Source organism: Micromonospora sp. WMMD956 (assembly GCF_029626125.1).
Lineage (GTDB): Bacteria > Actinomycetota > Actinomycetes > Mycobacteriales > Micromonosporaceae > Micromonospora > Micromonospora carbonacea.
Genome location: NZ_JARUBI010000005.1, coordinates 4,276,403 through 4,295,503, shown reverse-complemented (window position 1 = coordinate 4,295,503; position 19,101 = coordinate 4,276,403). Strand labels below are relative to the sequence as shown.

Annotated in this window: 15 protein-coding genes; 7 read left to right on the top strand and 8 right to left on the bottom strand. The window is 73.0% G+C overall.

Annotation, left to right across the window (positions count from 1 at the left end; all coding sequences use genetic code 11):
- The first annotated feature begins 61 nt into the window (after positions 1-61).
- The 4 genes from O7628_RS19445 to O7628_RS19430 all read left to right on the top strand — a co-directional run bounded on the left by O7628_RS19445 (position 62) and on the right by O7628_RS19430 (position 5,194).
- A complete protein-coding gene (locus O7628_RS19445) occupies positions 62-460 on the top strand; it encodes a hypothetical protein (protein WP_278132537.1) in 399 nt (132 codons plus the stop codon).
- Positions 457-696: a cellulose binding domain-containing protein gene (locus O7628_RS19440; RefSeq protein WP_278132535.1), complete on the top strand. Its 240-nt coding sequence runs from the start codon at positions 457-459 to the stop codon at positions 694-696. Before O7628_RS19445 ends, O7628_RS19440 begins: the two co-directional genes overlap by 4 nt.
- A 75-nt stretch (positions 697-771) precedes the next feature.
- On the top strand, positions 772-1,761 hold the full coding sequence (mgrA, locus tag O7628_RS19435) for an L-glyceraldehyde 3-phosphate reductase (RefSeq protein ID WP_278132533.1): 990 nt from the start codon (positions 772-774) through the stop codon (positions 1,759-1,761).
- 166 nt (positions 1,762-1,927) lie between these two features.
- Positions 1,928-5,194, top strand: a complete 3,267-nt coding sequence (locus tag O7628_RS19430; RefSeq protein ID WP_278132531.1) for an NACHT domain-containing protein — start codon at positions 1,928-1,930, stop codon at positions 5,192-5,194.
- 73 nt (positions 5,195-5,267) lie between these two features.
- On the opposite strand, the gene O7628_RS19425 is transcribed toward O7628_RS19430, so the two are convergent.
- Complete coding sequence (locus tag O7628_RS19425) at positions 5,268-5,468, bottom strand: DUF397 domain-containing protein (protein ID WP_278132529.1); 201 nt, start codon at positions 5,466-5,468, stop codon at positions 5,268-5,270.
- Positions 5,465-6,400 carry a helix-turn-helix transcriptional regulator gene (locus O7628_RS19420; RefSeq protein ID WP_278132527.1) on the bottom strand — a complete coding sequence of 312 codons (936 nt, stop codon included), beginning with the start codon at positions 6,398-6,400 and terminating at the stop codon, positions 5,465-5,467. The genes O7628_RS19425 and O7628_RS19420 overlap by 4 nt, the downstream gene beginning before the upstream one ends.
- A 93-nt stretch (positions 6,401-6,493) precedes the next feature.
- Between O7628_RS19420 and O7628_RS19415 the strand changes: the two genes are divergently transcribed.
- The 3 genes from O7628_RS19415 to O7628_RS19405 all read left to right on the top strand — a co-directional run bounded on the left by O7628_RS19415 (position 6,494) and on the right by O7628_RS19405 (position 8,635).
- A complete protein-coding gene (locus O7628_RS19415; RefSeq protein ID WP_278132525.1) occupies positions 6,494-6,832 on the top strand; it encodes a hypothetical protein in 339 nt (112 codons plus the stop codon).
- A gap of 152 nt (positions 6,833-6,984) precedes the next feature.
- The gene (locus tag O7628_RS19410; RefSeq protein WP_278132523.1) at positions 6,985-7,899 is read left to right on the top strand and encodes a DNA-processing protein DprA; all 915 of its coding nucleotides are present in this window, start codon (positions 6,985-6,987) and stop codon (positions 7,897-7,899) included.
- Between the two features lie 178 nt (positions 7,900-8,077).
- Complete coding sequence (locus tag O7628_RS19405) at positions 8,078-8,635, top strand: hypothetical protein (protein ID WP_278132522.1); 558 nt, start codon at positions 8,078-8,080, stop codon at positions 8,633-8,635.
- A 34-nt stretch (positions 8,636-8,669) separates the two neighbouring features.
- Here O7628_RS19405 and O7628_RS19400 read toward each other — a convergent pair whose 3' ends face one another.
- From O7628_RS19400 to O7628_RS19375, 6 genes are all read right to left on the bottom strand, one after another.
- On the bottom strand, positions 8,670-9,614 hold the full coding sequence (locus O7628_RS19400) for a lytic polysaccharide monooxygenase (protein WP_278132520.1): 945 nt from the start codon (positions 9,612-9,614) through the stop codon (positions 8,670-8,672).
- Between the two features lie 64 nt (positions 9,615-9,678).
- Positions 9,679-11,373 (bottom strand): condensation domain-containing protein, encoded by a 1,695-nt coding sequence (locus O7628_RS19395; protein ID WP_278132518.1) that lies wholly within the window; start codon positions 11,371-11,373, stop codon positions 9,679-9,681.
- Entirely contained in the window at positions 11,370-12,593 is a 1,224-nt protein-coding gene (locus tag O7628_RS19390) for an MFS transporter (RefSeq protein ID WP_278132516.1), read from the bottom strand. The genes O7628_RS19395 and O7628_RS19390 overlap by 4 nt, the downstream gene beginning before the upstream one ends.
- Entirely contained in the window at positions 12,594-13,796 is a 1,203-nt protein-coding gene (locus tag O7628_RS19385; protein ID WP_278132515.1) for a cytochrome P450, read from the bottom strand.
- On the bottom strand, positions 13,777-17,304 hold the full coding sequence (locus tag O7628_RS19380; protein WP_278132514.1) for an amino acid adenylation domain-containing protein: 3,528 nt from the start codon (positions 17,302-17,304) through the stop codon (positions 13,777-13,779). Before O7628_RS19380 ends, O7628_RS19385 begins: the two co-directional genes overlap by 20 nt.
- The gene (locus O7628_RS19375) at positions 17,301-19,100 is read right to left on the bottom strand and encodes a carbamoyltransferase C-terminal domain-containing protein (RefSeq protein ID WP_278132513.1); all 1,800 of its coding nucleotides are present in this window, start codon (positions 19,098-19,100) and stop codon (positions 17,301-17,303) included. Before O7628_RS19375 ends, O7628_RS19380 begins: the two co-directional genes overlap by 4 nt.
- Between the last annotated feature and the right edge of the window lies 1 nt (position 19,101).

Here is a 19,101-nt window from a genome sequence, read left to right as displayed (position 1 = left end):
GTACATCGATGGTTGGAGCGCTCCCAACCCACCACCTGCCGCTCCCGTCCCGGAGGCTGCCATGAACCGTCCGCGTCCCAGACTCCGCACCGGCCTGCTGGCGCTGGCCGGCGCGCTGCTGCTCGTGCCCGCCGCCGGCCTCGCCTCGGCCGCCGAGGCGGCGGAAACGGCCGGCGCCCCCGGAGCCGCCGCCCTGGGCATCCCGGCGCCGCTCTGGACGCCGGCCCCGACACCACCCGCGACGCCGAGCCCGCGCCCGACGCCGACCACGGGCGCACCGCACCCGACGGACTACCCGACCCCCACGCCGACCACGGGCCCGCCGTACCCGACCGACTCCCCGACCCCCACGCCGACGCACCCGACCGATCCGCCGAGCCCCACGCCGACGACCGCCATCCGCTGCTCGGCGACGTGGCGGCTGGTCAGCGACTGGCCGGGGCCTTCCACGCCGAGGTGACCGTGCACAGCACCGGCACCGCGCCGGTGGCCCGCTGGGCGGTGCGCCTGCCGCTCGCCGACGGCCAGGGGGTACGCGACATCTGGAGCGCCACGATCTCCTCGACCATCGACAACGTGGTCACCATCGGCAACGCCGACTGGAACGGCCGGATCGCCCCGGGGGCCAGCACCGCCTTCGGGCTGATCGGCACGGGCCCCGCCACCGCACCCACCCTGAGCTGCATCGCCGTCTGACGGCCACACGACGGCCGGGGCAGCGGCGACGAGCTGTCGCTGTCCCGGCCGCCGGCGCGGCGATAGGGTCGGGAAGTGACCTACCTTGCCTCGGACGAGCGCTACCAGACGATGACCTACCGGCGCAGCGGGCGGAGCGGGCTGCGGCTGCCGGCCGTGTCGCTCGGGCTGTGGCACAACTTCGGGCCGGACCGGCCGTACGAGCGGCAGCGGGACATCGTCCGGCGCGCCTTCGACCTCGGCATCACCCACTTCGACCTGGCCAACAACTACGGCCCCCCGCCCGGATCGGCGGAGGAGAACTTCGGCCGGATGCTCGCCACGGACCTGAAGCCGTACCGGGACGAGCTGGTGATCTCCAGCAAGGCCGGCTACGACATGTGGCCCGGCCCGTACGGCGAGTGGGGCTCCCGCAAGTACCTGATCGCCTCGCTCGACCAGTCGCTGCGCCGGATGGGGCTGGACTACGTCGACATCTTCTACTCGCACCGGTTCGACCCGGACACCCCGCTGGAGGAGACGATGGGCGCGCTCGACGCGATCGTCCGCTCCGGCAAGGCCCTCTACGTCGGCATCTCCAACTACGACTCGGAGAAGACCGAGCGGGCCGCCGCGATCCTGCGGGACCTCGGCACGCCGCTGCTGATCAACCAGCCGTCGTACTCGATGCTCGACCGCTGGACCGAGCGCGACGGCCTGCTGGACACGCTGGAGCGGGTGGGGGCCGGCTGCATCGCGTTCAGCCCGCTCGCCCAGGGGCTGCTCACCGACCGCTACCTGGGCGGCATCCCCGAGGACTCGCGGGTGCGCACCAGCGTCTTCCTCAACGAGAGCGACCTCGACGAGCGGAAGATGGCCACCATCCGGGCGCTCGGCGGGGTGGCGGAACGGCGCGGGCAGTCCCTGGCCCAGCTCGCGCTCGCCTGGGCGCTGCGCGACCCGCGCATGACCAGCCTGATCATCGGCGCGAGCAGCGTCGCCCAACTGGAGGCGAACGTCGCCGCCCTGGACAACCTGGACTTCACCGCCGAGGAACTGACCGAGATCGACGGTCACCTCGGCTGAGCGTCGCCATCGGCCCCGCCGCGCTCCCCACGGTGGCGAGTACCCGCTGTTAGCCTAAGTGGACACTCGGCAAGGACGTCCGCCGCGCGGGCCCGTCCAGGCAACGGCCCCAAGGTGCCGACACGCTCACCGGCCGGGTATGGCAGGCGGCGAGGGGATGCGCGGCGTGGGCTTGGTCGAGACGGCACTGTTGCGCACTGCGGGCTCGGTGGTCACGCCAGCCGTGAAACGGTGGCTGGGAAACCGCCGCGCACAACGGGAACGCGACACCTCCCTGATCGAGCTGATCGGCTCGGGAATCGCCGACGACCTCGGAGTACGCCGGGCCGGCCGGCGGTTGGACGACATCGTCGACACCGTCTACGAACGGCTCCAGCCGCTGGTCCGCCGCGGCGAGCAGGCGCTGCCCGACAACGAGGTCGCCGCGGCCCTGGACGCGGTGTCCGACACGCTGCGGGCCGCCGATCTGTCCGACGCGGCGGTGTTCGCCGACGACGTCGACCCCGCGCTGATGGCCACCCGGCTGCGCCGGCAACTGCCCGACGTGCCCGATCGGGCCGGGCTGAGCGAGGGCGCCGCCCACCTGTACGGCAGGGTCCTCGACGAATGCTGCACCTGCCTGACCCAGTTGGTCGTCCAGCTCGGCCCGTTCCAGGCCCGCGCCACCGTGCAGGCCCTGGAACGGCTGACCACGGTCGCCGACGGCCTCTCCCAGGTCCTGGCACGGCTGCCGGTGACCAGCCTGGACGCCCCGACCGGCACCAGCCACGACACCCAGTTCCGGGCCCGGTACCTGGCCCATCTCCTCACCATGCTGGACCAGCTGGAACTGTTCGGCATCGACGTGCATCGTTACCGGCTGCGTACCCCGCTGAGCATCGCCTACATCAGCCTGGCCGTCACCGGGGCCAACGCCCGCAGCCTGCGCCGTGGCGGGTTCCGCTGGGATCCCGGCCGGCTGCGCTCCGACGGCGGCGGTGACAGTTCCTCGGTACGGGCCGAGCAGGCCCTCGGCGCTGCCGAGCGGGTCCTGCTGCGCGGCGATGCCGGCTCCGGCAAGACCACCCTGCTGCAGTGGATCGCGGTCACCGCAGCCCGGCAGGGGTTCACCGGAGACCTCGACAGCTGGAACGGGCGCACCCCGTTCCTGATCCGGCTGCGTGACCACGTCGGCCAGTCCCTGCCTCCCCCGGAACGGTTCCTCGACCTGATCGCCGCCACGGTGGCCGGGCTGATGCCTCCCGGCTGGGCGCACCGCCAACTGGACGCAGGGGCGATCCTGTGCGTCGACGGCGTCGACGAGGTGCCCGAAGCCCAACGGCGGGCGGTGCGGGACTGGCTGCGCGGCCTGCTGGCCGCCTACCCCGACCTGCGGGTCGTGGTCACCTCCCGGCCCGCCGCCGCGTCCGCCAAGTGGCTGAGCTCCGAGGGCTTCACCTCGGTGTTCCTGGAACGGATGGGACCGGCCGACGTCAAGGCCCTGATCCGCCACTGGCACGAGGCCGTCCGCCGCGCCGGGGACCTGCCCTGCGAGCCGCACCTGCTGCCCGGCTACGAACAACGACTGCTCGCCCAGCTCGACGGCAGCGCCCACCTGCAGAACCTCGCCGGCAGCCCACTGCTGTGCGCGATGCTGTGCGCACTGAACCTCGACCGCGACAGCAACCTGCCGCGCAATCGGATGGACATCTATCAGGCCGCGATCGACATGCTGCTCCACCGCCGCGACTCACAGCGCGGCGTCTTCACCGACCTGCCGGATCTCACCAGCCGCGACCAGGCCCAGATCCTGCAGGAAGTCGCCTGGTGGCTGACCCAGAACAACCGTACCGAGCTCACCCGCGCCGAAGCTGAACAACGCTTCGCCCATCGGCTGGCCGGGATCCGGCGTATCACCGCACCCACCAATGCCGTACTCGACCACATGATCCACCGCAGCGGCATCCTGCGCGAGCCGATCCCCGACCGCATCGACTTCGTCCACCGCACCTTCCAGGAATACCTGGCAGCCCGCGAAGCCGCCGACCAGGGACACACCGGCGCGCTTCTCGAACACGCCCACCTCGACACCTGGCGCGAGACCATCATCCTGGCCGCCGGCCACGCCAACGCGCCCATCCGCACCCAACTGCTGACCGGCCTGCTCGCCCTCGCCGACGAGCAACCGAAGAAGGCCCGCAGGCTGCGGCTGCTCGCCGCGGCCTGCCTGGAAACCGCGCCTGCGGTCGAGCCGGAGATCCTCACCCGCATCCGCTCGCACCTGCGCAGCCTGCTACCCCGGTCCGTGGCCGAGGCCCGATCCCTGGCCGCCGTCGGAGAACCGCTGCTCGCCGAGCTGCCCGCCGACCTCGGGACGCTGAGCGAGGCCCAAGCCGCAGCGACCGTGCGAGCCGTCGCCCTGGTCAACGGGCCCGCAGCGCTGGCCAGCCTCGCCCGGTACGCCGCCGACCCTCGCCCTCGCGTCCAACGAGAACTCATCACCGCCTGGGAATACTTCGACCCCCACGAGTACGCCGAGAAGGTCCTCGCCGATGCACCACTCGAAAACGGCGCGGCAACAATCGGCAGCGCAAGCCTGCTGCCAGCGCTGCCCCGGCTCCGCCACCTCACTAACACCACATTCTGGTCTTCTGACAACATCGATCTCGAAATTCTTGCTGACGCGCCAGATCTAGTGGTGCTATCCGTGAACTCAAGGTTCGTCGGAAGCCTCGAACACCTCGCCAAACAAACCGACCTGGGCTTCCTCCAGCTTTCGGCCGGTGGCAGGCAGATAGACCTGCGCGCCTTCGCCACCCTGCCAAACCTCACTCACCTACACCTTCACGACCTCGCGGCCAATCAAGATCTAGCGGCCTTGGCTGGCCTCAGCAAATTAACCACCCTCGGTGTCTCGGGCACACCAGTCACCCGAGAACTCTTCGCAAGCCTCCCGTCGCTGAAAGACCTAAGCATTTCTCCGCAGTCCTCGTGGGGCGTGGACATCCTTGCCCCGCTACCCCACCTAACCGGGCTAACCCTGACGGCGGCCGCAGAGCCTGCCGGCGGCTTCTCTGCACTTGTGGGCCAGCTCAGCTGGCTTGATCTCACCAAGCTGGGCCTCTTGCGGTGCCAATGGGTGACAGACATTCAGCCGCTTTCGCGATTTCCGTCACTAACCAACCTGGATATCGAAGGCACGTCGGTAACCGACTTGACACCGCTGTCGAACCTCACCCGACTGCGGCAGCTGTACATCGGCAACACCGAGCACGTCCTCGATCTCATGCCGCTCGGCGACCTGTCAGAACTAAGAGATCTGTGGATAGAGGCTCCGCCACCCGGGATCGACCTGATGCCGCTGCGCGGGAAACGCACCACCGTGCATCTGCCACGGGAGTTCAAGCTGGACGACACGGCAAGGCCCCACGGCATACGCATCAAGCGCTTCTGAACGCTCAGTCACATCTCGGCAAACCAGAGCGGGCGGCCTGATCCGTCGTGGTCCGCCCACGCCACGAAGGGCGCTACAGCGCCGAGTCGGCCTTCAGCCCGGCCAGGAAGCTGGACCACGAGCCACCGTCGAAGGCGAGCGTCGGGCCGGTGCGGTCCTTGGTGTCGCGGACGTCAACCACGCCGCCGACGAACCGCACCTCCACGCAGTTGGCGTTGTTGGCGCTACGGGAGGACTTGAACCAGCCCTCCCCGGAGTTGTACGACGGACTCACGTCATCTCCTTGGCGATCTGGCGGACCAGGTCAATCGAGTCCTCGGAGCGTAACGCCCGCTCACAGGCTTCCTCGAGGGTCACCTGGTAGTCGTTCACCAGCGTGGATTGATCAATGATGTCGATGGACGTAAGCACCTCCTGCCAGACCAGGTCAGGCAGCCTGGGCGACGGGAACGAAAGGATCTGGAAGGAGCCACCTAGCGCAGGGTGCGCCCCGGCGGCGAAGGGCAGCACGCGGATGTCGATCTGCCCGGGCCGCTCGGTCGCCATCTCGACCAGGTGCTCAAGCTGTGCCCTCATCACAGCCGGGCCGCCCACCTGCTGGCGTAACGCGCCCTCGCCGAGCAGCGCCGCCACTCGGATGGGGGGCTCGGTGTGGAGTCGCGCCTGCCTGGCCATCCGGGCTGCCACCCGCCGCTGCACCTCGGTGAGCCGAATGGTGGTGGTCCCGCCGGCGATGACCGCTCGGGCGTACCCCTCGGTCTGCAACAGGCCGGGCACCAGCTCGCTGTCGTAGAAGCGGATCTCCTCGGCCCCGGCCTCGTAGCCGAGGAAGCGGATGAACTCGGCCGGGAAGAGCTGGGAATACTCGTGCCACCAGCCGCGCCGGCTCGCGCCGATCCGCAGCTCCTCCAGCTCTGCCGCCTCCTCCGGCTCCAGCTCGTAGACGTCGATGATTCGGGCCAGCCGGGCAGCGGGGAGTTTCACCCTGCCCGCCTCCACTCCCGAGACGTATGTCTGGATGATGCCGATGGCGCGCCCGGCTGCCGATGCGGTCAAGCCGATCTCTTCGCGGCGCTGACGCAGCCGCAGTCCCAGTTCCCAGGCTTGCACGACCGGCGACGGCTCCACACGGGCCGACGATCCGCGCGGTGGCGTTGCACTCGATGACGTGACGGGCATTGCTTCTGCCTCTCCCTCGAAGAACACCCTCAGTATTCTCATCACCACTCTTGATAGCAAGAAGAATCTGGTGCAACCTCAACTACGACCACTGAACATGGATGAGCAAGAGGAGGCAGCATGCTGAACGAGGCCAGGTGGTTTGCTCCGGAGCCGGAGGTGCGGCACGCGTTCTCGCTCTGCCAGGTGCGCGAAGCGGGCACGCCCGACGAGTGGTACGACCTGCTCGGGGTCGTCCGGGTGCCCGTCGACCGGCACGCGCCGGACAAGCTGCGCGCCGGGCTGCTGCCCTGGGCCCTGGCCACCCTGGCGGCCGGCGAGTACGGCTTCGGCCGCTACCACGCCGGCTATTCCACGCTCGATGAGGACGGCGAGCCGGACAAGTCCCTCGCTGGCGAGCACATCGACTGGTCCGGCAGCGGTGTCCTGGTCCCCGCCGACGAGCAGCCCAACTCATGATCCGCGCCAACGTGGCATGCGGCAGCCCGGCCTTGACCCCGCGCGCCATTCGAACATATGTTCGACCGATGACCTTCGTCGGGAATTCTCACCAGCGACAACGGCCGGGAGGTCCGAGCCAGGAGGGCAGACCAGGGCCTACGATCGTCCGCATGGACACGGCGATGGTGGAACGGGCTGCACTGGTCGCCCTGCTTCGCCGCCCTCGCGTGAACTGGTCGGAGACGGCCCTGGACATCCAGGACAACGGCAGCGCCAGGGCCGTCCTGGACCGCACGGTCGGCCACTCCGACACCCTCTTTCCGGACGCGGATTCGACCGCCGACCTGATCGACGCCGCCGCCGCCGAAATCGCCGGCTGGCAGGCGGACGGGATTGGCGTCCACGCCTTCTTCGACGCCGCCTACCCGGCCCAACTGCTCGGCATCCGGGAGATGCCGCCGCTTCTGTTCAGCCGAGGTGACCTGCGCCTCCATGATCGGGCGGTGGCCGTTGTCGGCAGCCGCAGGGCAAGCGCGGACGGGCTACGAATCGCCCGTGCCGTCGCCACCACCCTCGCCGGGCGCGGGGTGACCGTGGTCAGCGGGCTCGCCAGCGGCATCGACACGGCCGCTCACTCCGCCGCGCTGGAGGCAGGGGGGCGCACCGTCGCCGTCATCGGCACCGGCATCCGTCGGTACTACCCGCCGGACAATCGGCGCCTACAGGACCACATCGCCGATGTCGGGCTGCTGATCTCCCAATTCTGGCCCGATGCCCCGCCCAGCCGGCAGAGCTTTCCCATGCGCAATGCCGTGATGAGCGGATATGCGGTCGCGACTGTCGTCGTCGAGGCAGGCGAGACCAGCGGAGCAAGGATCCAGGCCCGACTCGCCCTCCAGCACGGCCGCCCCGTCGTCCTGACCAGTCAGGTCATGCAGTGCGACTGGGCCAGGGCGTTCGCCGAGAAGCCCGGCGTCTACGTCGTCCACGGCACCGCGCAACTGTTGGAAGCCGTCGACGACATCCTCAGCTATCAGCCCACCGAAGCCGGTCTGGAGAACTTCCCTGACTTCGCCCTCCGCTGACCAGCGTTGGAGCACCATTCACCGGTACGTCGAAGTCCAGCGCGGTTACCTGCGGAATCCACTGCCCGCGTGCCCCTGGATCTGTCCCACCTGCCGTGGGGTGCGAGGCGAGGGTTACCCGCTCTGCTTCCGGTGCCAGTCCCACCTGAGTCGCTCGGCCGGCGTCCTCGCGGACCTCGTGCTACCGATCTCCTACTCGCCACGCACCTGGCAGCACCATCACAACCTCAGGGCATACAAGGGCACGGCCCGTTCCGAGCAGGCTCGACGAAGCCTGCTCGCCGTCCTGCTGCTCTTCCTGCGCGACCATCTTGGCTGTGTGGCGGCCCGCACCGGCGCACCGCCAACTCATGTGATCACCGTCCCCAGCACCCGCCGCCCCGGCATTCATCCGCTCACCGACCTCGTCGGCAGTCGGCTCCACCTGCCCTGGATCGACAGCGCGGTCAACCCGAGCTACGGGCCGGACGACCACGACTTCCACGCCGACTGGTTCACCCCGGCCATTCCCTCGTCCCCATCGCCGATCCACGCACTGATCCTTGAGGACACCTGGACGACCGGTGCCCGCGTGCAGTCACTGGCCCACGCCCTTAAGGTCGCGGGTGTCGCCACGGTCGCCGCGATCGTTCTCGGCCGCCATGTGGATCCGACCTACACGCCGGCAAAGCGGCTGATGGAGGCCATCGCCGATCCGGTCTTCGACCCCGCCCGCTGCGCAACGGAGAACGGCTGACAGCACGCCGAAGCCCAACCTCGGCTGAGGCGGCTCACCAGACCCGGCGGCGGCCGGCGCGGTGGTTGCGTACCCCGCAGGGGCGGCCGGGTGGCGGGGCGGCGGGGCGACGCAGGCGTACGACCAGGGCGGCCAGCAGCACGACCAGCGTGACCGCCGCACCGGCCGCGACCGGCCACCCGCCCGGGCCGAGCCGGCTCACCGACGCGACCGGCACACCGGGCGTGCCCCCGACGGTCTCACCAAGCGTGCCCGCGTCGGCGGCCAGCACCTCGGGCGCGTCGGCCGGCCCCGACTCCCCCGCGGAGGCGGCGGTGGTCTTCGGCTTCTCCGCCGCCGGGCCGCCGCGAGGGGCCGCAGCTTCGCGGTAGCTGACGTCGGAGCAGGAGTAGTAGGTGTCCTGGGTGTCGGAGTTCTGCCAGATCGTGTAGATGAGGTGCCGCCCGCTGCGGCCCGCCGGCAGCCGGCCCGTCATCGTGTACGCCCCGTCGCGGATCGGCGGGTCGGTCGCCGTGAGGAACGGCTCCGTCTCCAGGTCCACCCAGGTCAGCCGCCGCTTCGGGTCGTAGTCGTCGACCGTCGAGTAGAGCCGGAACGTGCCCCGGTGCGGGATCGTCGTGCGGTAGCGGAAGGTGAACTTCGCGCCCGCCGTCAGCTCGGTCGCCGGCCAGTCGGAGCGCGCCAGGTCCAGCCCCCGGTAGGCCGACAGCCCGCCGCTGCACAGCTCCCCGTCGGGGATGCGCTGCCGGTCCCGCCCGTCGATGCGGGCCACCCGGATGTTGTCCCACTCGCGGACCGCCGCGCCCGCCGACACGGCCGCCCGGCAGGCGGGGGTCGCGGCGTGGGGGCCGCCGGGCCGGCACGCGGCGGCGCGGCTCAGCGGGTCGGTGGGGGCCCCGTGGGCGTACGCCGGGGGCGCGGCGAGCGCCACGGTCGCGGCGGCGACCGCGACGGCGGCGAACATGCGGCGTACGGCCATGGTGTCGACCTCCCGCGCAGTGGTACGGACGCGGGGCGGCAAAGGTTCGACGGGCGGCCCGGTGTTACCTGCCCGTGCCCGCCGCGCGGAACGGCTGGGCCTGCCAGGCGGCCGGGTCCTCGGGCCGGCGGGGCGGGTGGGCGCAGAGGACGTACGAGTCGGGGGCGGTCGCGCCGTGCCGGCCGCCGAGCGTCGCCATGATCGCCCGGTGCACGTCGCGCGGGTCGACGCGCGGGTCGGCCGGGGCGGCGTACCCGACGAGCGACCGGGTGCCGACGGGCCCGTCCCGCAGGACGACCCTGGCGGTCGGGTCGCCGGTCGCCTCCCGGAGCACCCGCTCGCTTTCGGCGAGGTCGATCCAGGCGGAGTCGATCTCCACCCAGTTGTCGCCGCGCTCGACCCGGTCGAGCCCGACGAGGTCGCCGAACCGGTCGTAGTCGATGTCCCCCTCGGCGGCGGTCAGCAGGATCCGCTCCATCGACCACAGCAGCTCCGCCGCCTCGTCGGTGGTGACGTGCCGTACGTCGTGGGTGAGGCCGACCACGACGGTGGGCCGGGTACGCAGGATGACGAGCTGCACCGGGCCGGTGGCCTGCGTCTCCAGGCCGCTCTCCACCTCGGTGCCCCGCACCGGCGCCCCGGCCCGCCCGTCGAAGACGCCGCCCCGGGAGGTGCTCATGTCGTTGATCACGAGGTCCCGGTGCCGTTGGCAGCCCCGCTGGGAGCCGATCGACTGGACCAGCTCCTCCACGGCGGTCGCGTCGAAGTAGGCGTACTGGTAGGCGTTGAAGATGTTGAGGTGCGTCTGCCGCAGCGTCTCGTGGAACGAGGGGGCCGGCGCGAACGGGACCAGCGCGCTCTGCGCGATGCTGCCGACGAAGCTCTGCATGCGGGGCAGCGCCCGGTTGCTGTAGAGGGCCTCCAGCATCGCCCGGTCGGTGTCGGTCCACCAGCACAGCAGCGTCGCCGTGGTGGTGACGAGGACACTGGCCGGGGTGACCCTGGCCCGCCTGGCGATCTCGGCGAGGGCGGCGGCGACGGGGGCGGAGCGCAGCGTCGCGAGCCGGTGCTCCGGCTCCCCCTGCCGGCGGGCCGGGGTGGAGACGAGGCACGGCGGCAGGGTGTGCAGTTGCCGGCGCCAGTAGTCGAGCGTCCTCGCCATCCGGCGGCGGGCCTCGGGGGTCCGCTCGTACTCGGCCTGGTCGGCGGGCTGCCAGACCGGCGGGGCCGCCGCAGCGTCGGCGGGCGACGCGACCAGCCCGACGAACTCGTCCAGCACGATGTTCGCCGCCACCAGGTCCGCGGCGGTGTGGGAGAACTCGAAGACGGCCCGCACCGGCACCCCGGCGTCGGTGGCGACCGCCATCCGGACGGGGAAGTCGGCGGCGTGGTCGAACGGGCGGGGCGGATCGGTGATCCAGGTGCGCTCGCGCGCCTGCGGCCCGAGTTCGAGCAGCGTCACCTCGACGTGGCCGGACCGGCACACCACCTGGGCCCGCTCGACGCCCGGGCCGACCTCGTAGACCGTCCGCAGCCCCTCGTGGCGGGACACCAGCGCGCCGACGGCGTCGAGCACGTCGTCGACGGTGTGGCCGTCGGGCAGGTCGGCGTGGACGACGAACACCGCGCCGGTGCCCTCGTGCGGCATCCAGTCGAAGACGTTGCTCTGCCCGTGGGGCATCGGCCAGCGGCCCGCGCGGTGCCCCGCGAAGGGCACCCGCACGGTCCGGTGGGCGGTCGAGCTCTCGACGGTGGTCACGGCGCGACCTCCAGCTCGGTCTGGTCGGCCTTCTCCTCGGCGGGCCCGGGCGTCGGCTTCGGGCGGGTCAGCAGCCGCAGCCCGGACAGCAGGATCACCAGCGACAGGACGGCCAGCAGGACGCGGTAGTCCACGACGCCGATGAGGACGGCGGCCACCCCGATGCACGCCGTCTGCGGGACCGTCACCAGCATGCCCGCCGTGGTGAAGACCCGGCCCAGCAGCCGCGAGGGGGTGTGCCGCTGGAGCAGGGTGTTCCAGCCGATCGCGAACCAGGTGACCGCGAGCCCGATCCCGATCGCCCCGCCCAGCACGACGGGGGTCGCGCCGACGGCCAGGGCGGCGCAGCCGATCCCCAGGCCGACCAGCGCCCCGCCGATGGCCCGGGCCTCGCCGACGCGGCGCAGCAGCCACGCCCCGGTGAAGCCGGCGGCGATCGAGCCGATGCCCTGGACGCTGACGATCACCCCGAAGAACGCGGCCGGCCGGTGCAGCCCGTCCTCGACCACCACGAAGATGATCGGCTCCAGGAAGCCCACCGCCCCGAACGCGACGGCGCTGACCAGGGTGACCTGGGACAGCAGCGGGACCGACCGGATGTGCCGCAGGCCGGCGAGCAGCTCCGTGCCGAACCGTTCGCCGGTGGGTTCCGGCGGCGACTCGGCGACGCGTACGGACGCGAGCGCGGTGATGGCGGCGAGGAAGGTCAACGCGTCGATCAGCGCCAGCAGGTGACCGCCGAACGCGGCGTAGATGCCGGAGCCGACCAGCGGCGCGAGGATGCGGGTGAACCCGAACAGCGTGCCGAACGCCGCGTTGGCCGACGGCAGGTCACGGTCGGGCAGCAGGTCCTTGAGCAGGGCGTTGCGCCCCGCCGTGAGCACCGTGGCGACGCAGCCGTGCACGATGGCGACGGCGTAGATGATCCAGGTGTCCTCGGCGCTGCGCACGCCGAGCAGCGCCAGCACCACCAGCCCGGCGATGCCGTTGGTGACCATCAGCAGCGTCTTGCGGCGTACCCGGTCGATCTGCCGCCCGGCCAGCGGGGCGAACAGCACCGGCAGGCCCATGGCCAGGAACACCACGCCGGCCGCCGAGTTGCTGCCGGTGAGGTCCTTGACCCAGATGCCGAGGGCCAGCAGCAGCGCGGTGTCCCCGAAGCCCGACAGGGCGTCGCCGATGTACAGCCGGCGAAACCGGCCGTCCCTGAACGCGGTCACTCAACTCAGCGCCTCTCGGTGGTTGACGGGACGGCCGACGGGTTCCAGCCGCACCTGAAGGTGGCGATAGCCGTGCACCAGGTTGGAGCGCAGCGGCACGGGCTCCCCGAGCACGGCCACGGCCCCCGCGAACTCGGCCAGGGCCAGCAGCAGCGCCCGCAGCTCCAGCCGGGCCAGTGCCGCGCCGAGGCAGTGGTGCGGGCCGTACCCGAAGCCCAGGTGGTTGGCGGTGCGACCGGGGCGGAACTCGTCGGGGGCGGCGAAGTGGCGGGGGTCGCGGTTGGCCGCCGGCAGCCACGCGACGACCGCCTCGCCGGTCGACACCCGCTGGCCGGGCAGGTCGACGTCGGCGGTGGCGACCCGCAACACGTGCATCGCGGGCGACGTCCACCGGATGACCTCCTCGACGACCGGCCCGACGAGGCCGGGGTCGGCCCGCAGGCCGGCGAGGGTCCCCGGCGACGTGGCCAGCGCGTGGAAGCAGCCGGCGATCGCGTGGCGGGTCGTCTCGTTGCCGCCGACGAGGACGTTGTCGCAGTTGAGGAGCACCTCACGCAGGTCGAAGCGGCTGTCCGCGGCGAGCGCGCTGATCAGGTCGTCGCCCGGGTTGCGCCGCCGGTCGGCCACCAGGTCGGCGAGGTAGAGGATCATCTCCGAGTGGGCCGCCTCCGGCGACATCCGGTCGAAGGTGTCGTCCGCGCCGCCGAAGGCGTGGTTGGTCAGGTCGATGAGCATGTCGCGGTCGTCGGCCGGCACGCCGAGGATCCGGCAGACGACGCTCGCCGGGATCACCGGCCCGAGCGAGGCGGCGACGTCCACGCCGCCGGCCGAGACGGCGTCGGCGACGAGCCGGCGCACCTCCTGCCGGACGACGTCGTCGAGGGACTCGGCCATCGCCCGGGACAGGAACGGCATGATCACGCTGCGCAGCCGGCCGTGCTGGGGCCCGTCGGCGACCACGAGCATCCCGCCGCCCGCCTTGTCGGGGTGGTCGCGGTCGAAGCCGATCATCATCCCGTACTCGGAGGTGAACGGCGCCTTCGGCGCGAGGATCGCGCGGCACGCGGCCAGCGAGAACACCGACCAGAAGCCGCCCGGCGACGTGCCGGCCTCGCTCCACAGCACGGCGTCGGCGGCGGCGTGGCCGCGCCAGCGGGCGAACCGGCCCGGGTCGAGGTAGAGGTCAGGGTCGCCCAGGTCCATCGCCGTGCCCCCTCCGCTCGGTCCCGGCCGGGCCGGTGCTCTCCCCGGCCAGGTCGATCGCCTCACGGGCCGGGTCGGCGGCCACCCCGGCCAGGTCGGTGATCTCCCGGGCCAGGTCGGCGAAGGCGGGCCGGCGGAACACGGTGACGATCCGCAGGTCCACGCCGAAGCGCCGGTGCACCGCGCCGACCAGGTGCAGGGCCTTGATGGAGGTGCCGCCCAGGGCGAAGAAGTGGCTGTCGGCGTTGACGTCGGCGATCCCCAGCAGGTCCCGCCAGATGTCGGCGAGCCCGGCGGCGACCGGGTCGACCGACGCCACCCCAGCGGGTGTCGGGGCCGGATCCGGGACGGAGGCGGCGGCGCGGCCCAGCTCCGCCAGCAGCGCCGGCCGGTCCACCTTGCCGTTGTTCGTCGTCGGCAGCCGCCGCACCCGGTGGCACCGCGCCGGCACCATGTACGCCGGCAGGTTGGCCCGCAGGAACTCCCGCACCTCGCCGGGGTCGGCGGGGCCGGTCAGCACGGCGACCAGCTCCACGGCGTCGGCGTCGGCGACCGCCAGCACCGCGCACTCGCCCACCCCGGGGCAGTCGCCGAGGACCCGTTCCACCTCGCCGAGCTCCACCCGGAACCCGCTGACCTTGACCTGGTCGTCGCGGCGGCCGAGGAACACGACGCCGCCGTCGGGCAGCAGCCGCACCAGGTCGCCGGTGCGGTAGAGCCGCGCCCCGGGCTCGACGGCGAACGGGTCGGCGGCGTACGGGTCGGCGACGAACGCGGCGCTGGTGCGCCCCGGGTCGCCCACGTAGCCGTCGGCCAGCCCCTGACCCCCGACGTACAGCTCGCCGGCGCCGCCGGGCGCGACGGGGGCCAGCCGGTCGTCGAGCACCCGCAGGTACGTGCCGTCGATGGCCCCGCCGATCGGCAGGACCCCCCGGTCCAGGTCGGCGGCGGTCACCTCGTGGGCGGCGGAGAAGGTGGTGTTCTCCGTCGGCCCGTACGCGTTGACGAGGTGCTGCGGCGCGCCGGCGGCCAGCATCCGCCGGACCGGCTCCAGCGCGTACTGGTCGCCGCCGATGAGCAGCACCCGCAGCCCGGCGAACGCGTCGGGCACGTGCGCGACGATGGCGTTGAGCAGGGCGTTCGTGGTGAACATGACGCTCACGCCGGTGTCAGCGAGGAACCGCCCCATCCGGTGCGGCGACAGGGCCACCTCGCGCGGCACCACCGCCAGCGTCGCGCCCGCGCACAGCGCGCCCCAGACCTCCAGGGTGGCCGCGTCGAAGGCGGTGTTCGACAGGTGCGCGACGACGTCCTCCGGGTGCAGGCTCAGGAAGTTGGACCGCGGCACCAGCCGCAGGATCGCCTCGTGCGGGACCACCACCCCCTTCGGCGTCCCGGTGGAGCCGGAGGTGTACATGACGTACGCGGGATGCCGGACGGTCACCGGCACCGGCGGCGGGGCGGGCCGGTCGGCGGCCCCGGCCAGCGCGGCGGCCAGGTCGACGGTCGGCACCCCGGCCGGCACGTGTCCCCGCGCGCCCGGCTGGCACAGGGCGAGCCGCACGCCGCTGTCGCGCAGGATCGTCCGGCTGCGGGCGGTCGGCTGGGCCACGTCGACGGGCACGTACGCCGCCCCGGCGCGCAGCACGGCCAGGAACGCGGTGACCGCGTCCGCGCCCCGCTCGGCGGCCACGGCGACCCGGTCCCCCGGCCGTACACCCGCCTCGACCAGGTGCCCGGCGAGCCCGCCGGCGGCGGCGTCCAGCTCGCCGTAGCGCAGGCTCTTCCCGCCGTGCCGGACGGCGACCGCGTCCGGGTAGGTCCGCGCCCGGTGCGCCACCACCTCGTGCACCGGCCGGTCGGCGGGCTGGCGGACGTATCCGCCGGGGGCCCGGCCGGCGGCGCGGTCCGGGGCCGACGCGACCGGCGGGGCCGGGTAGGTCGGCTGGGCCGGCGCGGGCGGGTGAGCCGGCGCGACGGGGGCGTCCGGGGCCGCGCTGAGCAGGGCGAGGTCGGCCAGCAGCCGGCCGTGCAGCTCCTCGGCCCGGCCATGGGTGAACAGGTCGGCGGCGGCCTCCAGCGCCGACGTCGCCGACGCCGCGCCGGTGGTGACCGTCCACAGCAGCTCGTACTTGGCGGTGCCGGTCGACAGGACGTCGCGGGCGGCGGTGGCCCCGGCCGGGGCCCAGTGCCAGGCGCGGTCGTCGACGTGCGAGATGCTGACCTGGGTCAGCGGGTGCCCGGCCGGGCCCGCCGCGGCGGTCGCGTCGGCCACCAGCTCCTGCAACGGCGTCCACTGGTAGGCCAGCGCCGCGCTGACCTGCCCGCGCACCTGCGCGACGAGCTGCCGGAAGGTGGTGTCGGGCCCGATGCGCACCCGGACCGGCAGGACGTTGACGAACATGCCGACGGTGTCCTCGTCGTCGGCGGTCCGCCCGCCCAGCGGCGCGCCGACCACGACCGGCGCATGCGCCGCGCCCCCTTGCGCGGCGACCCGGGCGAGGAACGCCGCGTACGCGGCGAGCAGCACCATGAACTCCGACGCCGCGCAGGCCGCCGCCAGTTCGGTGAGGCGGGCCACCAGCGCGGCGTCGACCGGCGCGGTCACCACCTCGCCGGCCGGGCCCACCACGTCGGGGCGCGGCCGGTCGGCCGGCAGCGCCATCCGGCCGCCCAGCCCGGCGAGCTGCCCCCGCCAGTGGGCGCGCGCCGCCGCCGCGTCGGGGCGGCCGGCCAGGCCACGGCGGCGCAACGGCGGCAGGTCCCGGGCCAGGCCGACGCGTTCGCCGTACGACTGCTGGAGCTGGCGGTCGAGCAGGTCCAGCGAGTGCTGATCGGCGATCAGGTGGTGCAGGGTGAGCAGCAGGACCGCGCGGTCGCCGGGCTCGGTGACGAGGCAGGCGCGCGCCAGGGGCGGCACGTCGGTGGGCACCGGGCGGCGGGCCTCCTCCGCGACGTGCCGGCGGGCCTCGGCGGCGGCCCGCGCGGGCTCCTCCCCGGACAGGTCAACGACCGTCCACGGCAGGGCGGCGGCCGACCGGACCAGCCGCCGGCCGTCCGCCGTGAAGCAGGTGCGCAGCGCCTCGTGCCGGTCCACCAGGTCCTGCAACGCGGCGCGCAGCGCCTCGGCGTCGAGCTCGCCGGCGAACCGGTAGCGCACCGGGACGCAGTACAGCGGCGAGCCGGGGTGCAGCCGGTCGAGGAACAGCAGCCGCTCCTCGGTGGGCGACATCGGGGTCTCGCGCGCCGCCGGTGCGTGCCGGGCGAGGTGCGCGGCCACGTCGACGGGCCGCCGGCAGGTGAACAGCAGGTCCAGGTCGACGGCGATGCCGGTGCGCCGGCGCAGTTCGAGGGCCACCTCGACGGCCTGGAGGGACTGCCCGCCGAGGTCGAAGAAGTCGGCGTACGGGTCGATCCGGTCCCGCCGCAGCACCTGGCCGAGGGCCGCGTGCACGATCTCGGCGTACGGCGCGGCGTCGGCCGTCGCCGGCTCGTTGTCGATGCTCACGCGGCCCGCCCCGCGTCGACGCCCGCATCGTCACCGACGGTGGCGCGCCGGACCAGGTGGTCGCCGAGGACCAGCGCGTCCAGGGTGGACCGGGCGAACGTGGCGACCGCCTCGGCGGGGGTGCGGACGATCGGCTGGCCCCGCAGGTTGAACGACGTGTTGACCAGCACCGGCAGCCCCGTGCGGCGGCCCATCTCGCGCAGCAGCGCCCAGAACAGCGGCGCGGACTCGCGCTGCACCACCTGCACCCGGGCGGACCCGTCGACGTGGGTGACGGCGGGCAGCCGGTCCCGGTAGGGCTCCCGTACGCCGGTGACCATCAGCATGTGCCGGAACGCCGCCGCCGTCCCCGGCGGGATGTCGAAGTAGGTGGCGGCGTCCTCCACGGGCACCGCCGGGGCGAAGGGGCGGAACTCCTCGCGCTGCTTGACCACGGTGTTGAGGTGGGCGCGCATCGTCGGCGAGCGCGGGTCGGCGAGGATGCTGCGGTTGCCCAGGGCGCGCGGGCCGAACTCCATCCGGCCCTGGCACAGCGCCACCGTGGCACCGCCCTCGATCAGCGCGACGGTCTCGCGGACCAGGTCCTCCCCGGCGTGCCGCGCGACGGTGAAGCCGGGGCCGAGGTCGCGCAGCGCCGCCGCGACGTCGGCGTCGGCGAGGTCGTCCCCCCAGTACGGCATGTCCATGCCGGCCGGCGCCGCCGGCCGCGCCTCGCGCAGCGCGGCCAGGGCCGCGCCCAGGGCGGTGCCGTCGTCACCGGCGGCCGGCTGCACGAACACCTCGTCGAAGAGGCCGCTGCGCAGGATCACCCCGTTGGCGGAGCAGTTGAGCGCGACGCCGCCGGCCAGGCAGAGCCGGCGCAACCCGGTGCGGCGGCGGTACTCGGTGAGCACGTGCAGCAGCGTCCGTTCCAGCGCGTCCTGGAGGGCGGCGGCCACGTCCATGTGGTGCTGCGCCAGCTCGGCGTCGGGCTCGCGCGCCGGGCCGAGCTTCTCCTCCAGCCGACGCAGCACGCCCTGGTGCGTCTCGCGTTCCAGCGGGGACTTGTTGGCCGACAGCAGCGGCACGGCGAACCCGCCGTCGGGGTCGAGCCGGACGAACTCGTCGAGCGGCCCCCGGTAGCGCTGCCGGTCCCCGTACGGGGCCAGGCCCATCACCTTGTATTCGTCCATGCCGGGCTGGAAGCCCAGGTAGTGCGTGAAGACGCTGTAGAGGATGCCCAGCGAACTCATGATCGGATAGCTGCCGCACTGGTCGAGCGCCGCGCCCCGGCCCTCGAACACGGTCAGCGACTCCTGCTCGCCCATGCCGTCGGCCACGACCACCAGCGCCTCGTCGAAGCCGCTGAGGTAGTAGCTGCTGGCGGCGTGGGCCACGTGGTGCCGCACGTGGACGAAGCGGGGCTCGGCGACGGCGGGCGGGTAGTGGGCGCGGAAGGTCTCCCGCTGGACGCGCTGGGCGTACACCTCCTCGTACCACCGGGCCGCGAGGTGGTCGAGCTGCCAGACGGGGGACGGCTCGTAGCGGAAGCCGTGTGCGACGACCTCGACGTCGCGCATCGTCGCCCCGGCCGCCCGCAGGCAGGCGTCGATCGCGTCGTGGGGGAAGCGGCCGGTGCCCTTGTCGCCGTCGTAGCGTTCCTGCGCGGCGGCGGCGATCACCCCGGTCTCGTCGACCAGGGCCGCCGCGGCGTCGAGGCCCTGGACGATCCGTTGTTCCCGCCGCCACCCGTCGCCGAGTATCGCGCGCTTGAGCGCCGTGCCGCGGTCGAGGCCGCTGAATCCCAGCGTCAGCATT

What these genes read in the sequence shown, in the direction of transcription:
- O7628_RS19400 (WP_278132520.1), bottom strand. Translation starts at nt 9,614, where the DNA reads ATGGCCGTACGCCGCATGTTCGCCGCCGTCGCGGTCGCCGCCGCGACC.
- O7628_RS19445 (WP_278132537.1), top strand. Translation starts at nt 62, where the DNA reads ATGAACCGTCCGCGTCCCAGACTCCGCACCGGCCTGCTGGCGCTGGCC.
- O7628_RS19415 (WP_278132525.1), top strand. Translation starts at nt 6,494, where the DNA reads ATGCTGAACGAGGCCAGGTGGTTTGCTCCGGAGCCGGAGGTGCGGCAC.
- O7628_RS19410 (WP_278132523.1), top strand. Translation starts at nt 6,985, where the DNA reads ATGGACACGGCGATGGTGGAACGGGCTGCACTGGTCGCCCTGCTTCGC.
- O7628_RS19385 (WP_278132515.1), bottom strand. Translation starts at nt 13,796, where the DNA reads ATGGACCTGGGCGACCCTGACCTCTACCTCGACCCGGGCCGGTTCGCC.
- O7628_RS19375 (WP_278132513.1), bottom strand. Translation starts at nt 19,100, where the DNA reads ATGCTGACGCTGGGATTCAGCGGCCTCGACCGCGGCACGGCGCTCAAG.